The sequence below is a fragment of the Bacillus sp. P4_D3 genome, from assembly GCF_056401855.1.
Genome location: NZ_JBFUIN010000188.1, coordinates 1 through 5,974, shown reverse-complemented (window position 1 = coordinate 5,974; position 5,974 = coordinate 1). Strand labels below are relative to the sequence as shown.

Annotated in this window: 8 protein-coding genes; 2 read left to right on the top strand and 6 right to left on the bottom strand. The window is 34.0% G+C overall.

From position 1 onward, the window contains the following. A partial coding sequence (locus tag AC1DTM_RS16620) for an NUDIX hydrolase (protein ID WP_477000510.1) occupies positions 1 to 351 on the top strand: 351 nt, incomplete at its 5' end. A gap of 52 nt (positions 352 to 403) precedes the next feature. Here AC1DTM_RS16620 and AC1DTM_RS16615 read toward each other — a convergent pair. The 5 genes from AC1DTM_RS16615 to AC1DTM_RS16595 all read right to left on the bottom strand — a co-directional run bounded on the left by AC1DTM_RS16615 (position 404) and on the right by AC1DTM_RS16595 (position 4,309). Then, the gene (locus tag AC1DTM_RS16615) at positions 404 to 742 is read right to left on the bottom strand and encodes an SdpI family protein (RefSeq protein WP_016104571.1); all 339 of its coding nucleotides are present in this window, start codon (positions 740 to 742) and stop codon (positions 404 to 406) included. A 74-nt stretch (positions 743 to 816) separates the two neighbouring features. After that, the gene (locus tag AC1DTM_RS16610) at positions 817 to 1,647 is read right to left on the bottom strand and encodes a peptidoglycan-N-acetylglucosamine deacetylase (RefSeq protein ID WP_002158259.1); all 831 of its coding nucleotides are present in this window, start codon (positions 1,645 to 1,647) and stop codon (positions 817 to 819) included. 117 nt (positions 1,648 to 1,764) lie between these two features. Continuing rightward, entirely contained in the window at positions 1,765 to 2,637 is an 873-nt protein-coding gene (locus AC1DTM_RS16605) for an aminoglycoside 6-adenylyltransferase (RefSeq protein WP_477000509.1), read from the bottom strand. A 133-nt stretch (positions 2,638 to 2,770) separates the two neighbouring features. After that, positions 2,771 to 3,442, bottom strand: coding sequence for an O-methyltransferase (locus tag AC1DTM_RS16600; RefSeq protein ID WP_016104569.1), 672 nt, complete (start codon positions 3,440 to 3,442; stop codon positions 2,771 to 2,773). A gap of 147 nt (positions 3,443 to 3,589) precedes the next feature. Continuing rightward, positions 3,590 to 4,309, bottom strand: a complete 720-nt coding sequence (locus tag AC1DTM_RS16595) for a 3-ketoacyl-ACP reductase (protein ID WP_000818985.1) — start codon at positions 4,307 to 4,309, stop codon at positions 3,590 to 3,592. Between the two features lie 196 nt (positions 4,310 to 4,505). On the opposite strand from AC1DTM_RS16595, the gene AC1DTM_RS16590 reads away from it, so the two are divergent. Further along, positions 4,506 to 5,093: a DUF3139 domain-containing protein gene (locus AC1DTM_RS16590; RefSeq protein ID WP_033714694.1), complete on the top strand. Its 588-nt coding sequence runs from the start codon at positions 4,506 to 4,508 to the stop codon at positions 5,091 to 5,093. Between the two features lie 24 nt (positions 5,094 to 5,117). On the opposite strand, the gene hitS is transcribed toward AC1DTM_RS16590, so the two are convergent. Further along, the coding region (gene hitS, locus AC1DTM_RS16585; RefSeq protein WP_477000508.1) for an envelope stress sensor histidine kinase HitS at positions 5,118 to 5,974 on the bottom strand (857 nt) is incomplete at its 5' end.

Genomic DNA, 5,974 nt, shown 5'->3' with positions numbered 1-5,974 from the left:
CAGGAATTGGGGCTTTCCTTTCAAACGACTGATTTAGTATACAAAGGAATCTTTAAAATAGATTATGAAATTTCAAATCTTACTGATCGCGAGTTTTGTCATATGTATTTTCACAATGTCGTCAATCCGCTTCCATTCGCACCAGGTGAAGAAGTAGACGATGTGATGAAAGTACATGCAACTTCATTTCTACAACTATTTAAAAAAGATATTTCATCTTTAACGGCTATTTCTGTTTTAAACAATAAACCGATAACGATAACATTTGAAGATATTTATCCATATGACCTTGAATACTATGAATTTGTTGTAGAACAAGGAAAAGAATTGCTAAAAAATAATAGTTTGTAAATAAAATAGGACTTCCAGCTTATATTGTGCGGAAGTCCTATTTTATTTCTCATTATTGTTCAAGTATCTTTAATCTTTTCTCTACTCTCATAAATAAGCGAATGATTAACAACAGCATAATAACCATAATCGCTATCATTGTATGTGGATATCTAAACACTATACTAATAACACTTCCAATTAACATCATAATGAATCCATTTTGTTTCATCACTTCTGCACTATACCTGTTACCTGCATCCCATAATTCCTTATTTTTCATAGATCGTTTCGTACGGTAACCGTATGCTGCGTTAATATCCGTCGGTGGATTTTTTTGAAGAATAAGGGCCGCAAGTATAAATATAATACCAATCAATATGCTTATTCCTATGTTTACTAGTGCATCCATCAATTATATCCCCCCTAACTTACACTTTCATTATACGGTATAACCCTACATTTTCCAATTAGTGGCATATTTGTTTATTTTCTTTCTTTCGATGTCTGGAACATGCTTGGAAGTGTTACAAAACGTGCTCCTTTCGTTTTTAACTGCGGAATGATTTTGTCTAGCGAATCTACAGACCCTTGCAAATGTCCACCTGGAGTCGAATGTTGAAGTATGACGCTACCTGGAAATGAATTCCCTAACACATTATTTGTAATCGTATCAGCACTTACCCCTTTCCAATCAACTGTATCAACACTCCACTGTACAATCATAAAATTTTGCTCTGTTGCCCACTTCAATTGATTTTCAAGTATTTCACCATATGGTGGACGAATAAATTTCGGTGCATAACCAGCTAAACGATTTAATATTTCTTCCGTTTTTATAATTTGATTATGGTACTCAGCCTCATTTACTTTCGCTAAATTCGGATGGCTATACGTATGATTACCAATTACATGCCCTTCATTCGCGATACGCTTTACTACATTCGGAAACTTTTCTGCATTTTCACCAAGCAAGAAGAATGTAGCTTTCACATTATGTTGTTTTAACTTATCTAAAATTTTTGGAGTAAATACTAAATCTGGTCCATCATCAAATGTAAGAGCTACTTCTGCTTTATTGTATGGTCCTGAAAATGCATACGCATATTTTTCGACCCATGAAAATGGTGTCCATGACCCTCGATCCTCTTCTTTCATTTGGGCTTCATAATTTTGAGGAACATGTAATGCGTATGGCAATGCGTTTATATAGTCTCCATAATAAAATGAATGATATGGCATATAAGCATACGAAATATTACGTTCTGTCCCCAACTGAAATGGAACGAACATTTCTGGCGCATAAAAATAATACATGATAAAAACCTCCCTAAAATTTCATATGTGATTCATCTGCACTTTGTTAGAGAAATTCTTATCAATATACAAAAATAAGACTGTCCATAATTAGGACAGTCTTACTGCTTTATAAAATTAATAAATCGATGTACTATCTTTCGGCAAAACTTTCACATGTTTTAAATAACTTGTCACCCTGTCATCATCACCTTGCGGGTATTGATATCCATAAGCGTTAGCAATTTCGTTCGCAACTTCCCTAAATAGATCTCCCATTACAAAGAATGACTGCCATATATTTTCATATTCTGCATTTGAAAATGTCTTTCTAAATTGCTCCCACGTATCTTTTTCAACATATTGCTCGAAATGCTTACCAAACTTTCCGGTATTCACTGTAAAATTTGTTTTCATGCCAATATGCCATTCTATCATTACGATTAACATATCTCGCATTGGGCCTTCAAGCATTCCTTTCGCATAAGAAAATTCCTCTCTCCATAACCCTTTCCCTACATTTGTGCTGMACCACCAAAATTCATTACAGCAATCGAAAAACTCTTTTTCTGTAGGCTTTTTTATAACGTAATCTTTATCACTTGCTGGCGGAAATTCTCCAATACAATTGTCTTTATCCAGTAGTAATTTACTTAAACTATCCTGTCCAATAAATTTATTTATTAAATCCACTGGAACTAGCATTAAATCAATCCGGTTTCCATCCATAAACTGCATTAAATACGGAAATTTCCCGTCTTCATCCGCTGGAACTAACGACATTTCTTCCGGCATTTGCACAATCATTATTTCTCCAAATCTATGAATCCAACTATGATTACACGTAAAAGATTGTATATCTTTTACAACATAAATAATATCATAGTCTTGGAAACAATCTTTTTTCACATTTGGATTCACACGTGACCCATTCATAATGACAGCTCGAATTCTTTCATCCTCTTTTGCTGTATTTATAATTAAGTCTAGCATTTCTTTTTCAGTTCTCATCTATTCCTAACCTCCAATTTTTTATATAAACTTATATTGTTATGTATGTTGGAGGTCCTCGGGCTAACTTTGTTACACACGATACATGTTATAATTTTTGAAACATCTTTTTCATTCCACTTATCTCCTTACATCATTCTTTAACGACTGCCATTACAAATCCATCATACCCTTTACTTCCGACAGTTTGAAGCGCCGTAGCACTTACACGCGGCTCAGCAGCTATTAATTCATAGAATCGGCGTATCCCTTGTACACGAGGATCGCTGCTAGTATTGTCAATAACTTCTCCTTCACGTACTACGTTATCCCCAATAATTACAGTACCAGGGCGTGATAGTTTCATTGCCCATTCAAAATAAGCCGGATTATTTTGTTTATCAGCATCTATGAAAATAAAATCAAATGGTTCATACTTCTCGTTTTCTATTTTYTGTAAAGAATCTAACGCTAATCCTACTCGTATTTCTATTCTATCATTCAAATTGGCACGTTCAATATTGCTCCGTGCAATTTCAGCATGCTTTTCACTTGCTTCTAATGTAACAATTCGCCCTCCAGATGGCAATGCTCTTGCAAGCCATATAGTGCTATATCCGCCTAGAGTGCCAATTTCTAAAATGTTACGAGCTCCTTGAATTTGTACTAATAGTTGTAAAAACTTCCCTTGAGTTGGCGATACATCATGTGCCGGCAAATTAGCTCCAGCATTTGCTTGAAGAACCTCTTCTAATGTAGAATCTTTTGGTATTAATACGTCACTCATATATTGATCAACAGCAGTCCATTTCTCAATCATACTCATGTAAATACCATCTCCTTCAATTTTTTAATGATTTTCTACCATTCACATTTTATCATACAGAAAATTCTGTTTCATATACAAAAATAAAGAAGAGACATCCACTCCATTACAGAATAGATGTCCCTTCTTTGTTTATAAATTTAGTCCTTACGGATTAGTAGACCAAAGTCCTGCTGATTTAATAAATGTACGTTTATTTAATTTCAGCTGTGCTACGATAAATTCTGCAATATCTTCTGCTTGCATTACTTTATCAGGGTTTCCATCAGTTAACCCTAAATCTACAGCCATATCAGTTGCTACTGTACTTGGTGTTAAAGCTGTTACACGAATGTTATGTTTACGAACTTCCATCGCTAACGATTCTGTTAAACCAAGAACACCAAATTTAGAAGCACTATACGCACTTGTTACAGGTGCCCCTTTTTGCCCTGCTGTAGATGAAATATTAATAATATCACCAGATTGTTGTTCAATCATGCTTGGTAAAGCTGCGCGGGTTGCATAGTATACACCCATTAAGTTTACTTGAATGATTTTTTCCCAATCAGCAACGTCTAGTTCTAAAAACTTACCAAACTTAGAAATACCAGCGTTATTAATTAAAATATCGATAGATCCTAAACCGTTTTTTAATGTTTCAATTGCAGTAGTTACCTCTTCATATGAAGATACGTCAGCAGTCGCAATAACAGCTTTTACACCTTCTGCTTCCACTTCTTTCGCAACTGCTTTTAAATTTTCTTCTGAACGAGCTAAAAGACCAACATTTACGCCCTCTTTTGCTAATGCGATCGCTACAGCACGACCAATCCCTCTACCTGCGCCTGTAATTAAAGCATTTTTTCCTTGTAATAATTCTGCCAAGTATAACACTCCTTAATCTTCTCAGTTGTTTATTATATTAAAAGTGTATCTATGTTTATGTAAAAAGGCAATGATGCACTTTCATGTGCGTAGGTTACTTCTAGGTAACTATAGAAAGTTTTTATTTATAAGTCTCACGTTTTTATCATTATTCATGTAAAATAAAAACAAATCCAGAGTAGGAGAGTGTATGTATATGAAAAGAAAAAAATGGTTCTTGTCACTAACTGCAGTCGGGCTATGTATCATATTTTTTGCGATGTACTTTACATTTGGTAATCCTCTAAACTATAAAGTAATAGAAAAAGATACCAGTGGTTATCTCCATACTATAAAAAGCTATAAACAAGAAGATATACAAAGCATTACTGGAAAATATACTCCCATTTATAATATCGGCTATTATGCAGCAGTAGTATATAAAGACGAACCCTATTTTACATACTCTTATAAATACGATAATCATAAAAAAATAATACAAGACAACGGCATTTTAGGAAGACATACTGAGTCATTTGAGAATTTTAATTTAAATTGGTCACTGTTTGACCAATTAGTAGAAGGTATTCATACAAACTTGCAAGGAAGGGGATTAAGTGAAAAGAAGGATTATTCTATACGACACGTTCAATTCATTGATATAGATGATGATAAAAACGGTGCAGAAGCATACGTTGATTTTAAGAAAGATAAAGAATCAAATTACTCATACCGTATAAATAGCGAAGGCAAAGCTTATCAATATAGTTGCAGTAATGGTAAATGTATTTTTAAAGAGAAATAGTGTTAGAAGGATATCCTCCTAACACTATTTTTCTTTATACTTAGGAATACACACAATAAATTCCGTACCATTTCCTTCCTCACTCTCGACTTTTATTTCTCCTTGATGAAGGTCGAGTACTTTTTTTACAATCGCCAAACCTAAGCCACTTCCTCCATAAGCGCGATTCCGTGAAGAATCTGCTTTATAAAAACGTTCAAAAACATGCTGCTTCTGTTCCTCTGATATACCAATTCCATTATCATGAATACGTACTTCCACTAATTTCTTATGTTCTTTTAACTGAATTGTAATCGTACCACCACTTGGAGTAAATTTAATACTGTTATGAATTAAATTGATCCATACTTGACTCATACTTTCTTGATCGGCAGTCATTTTCACTTTTTCTAAATCAAGGTCTAACTCAATTTCTTTTTCAGCCCAAAGCGGTTCACTATTTAATACAACTTGCTTTAACTGCTGATCTAATCGATAAGTCACTCTTTCTGATACATACTCTTCTGATTCTAAAAGTGTTAGCTTTAATAAATTTTGACTCAGTTTAGATAATCTCGTTGTTTCAGTTTCAATAATGGTAAGATAATGCTTTCTTTTTTCCTCAGAAAGATTATTATCTTGTAGCGCTCTAGCAAATCCTTTTATAGAAGTTAATGGTGACTGTATTTCATGCGATACATTCGATACAAATTCCTGGCGCAGTTTCTCCATCGCATTCAGTTCATCTGTCATATCATTTATACTCTTTACGAGTACACCAATTTCGCCATCATACTTTTCTTCATTCCGTATTTTTACAGAGAAGTCCCCTTTTGCAATTTTTTGTATCGGTTCAATGATCGTCCAAATCATCGCCTCTCGCTTCGGTCTCATTAATATTC

What these genes read in the sequence shown, in the direction of transcription:
- AC1DTM_RS16615 (WP_016104571.1), bottom strand. Translation starts at nt 742, where the DNA reads ATGGATGCACTAGTAAACATAGGAATAAGCATATTGATTGGTATTATA.
- AC1DTM_RS16610 (WP_002158259.1), bottom strand. Translation starts at nt 1,647, where the DNA reads ATGTATTATTTTTATGCGCCAGAAATGTTCGTTCCATTTCAGTTGGGG.
- AC1DTM_RS16590 (WP_033714694.1), top strand. Translation starts at nt 4,506, where the DNA reads ATGAAAAGAAAAAAATGGTTCTTGTCACTAACTGCAGTCGGGCTATGT.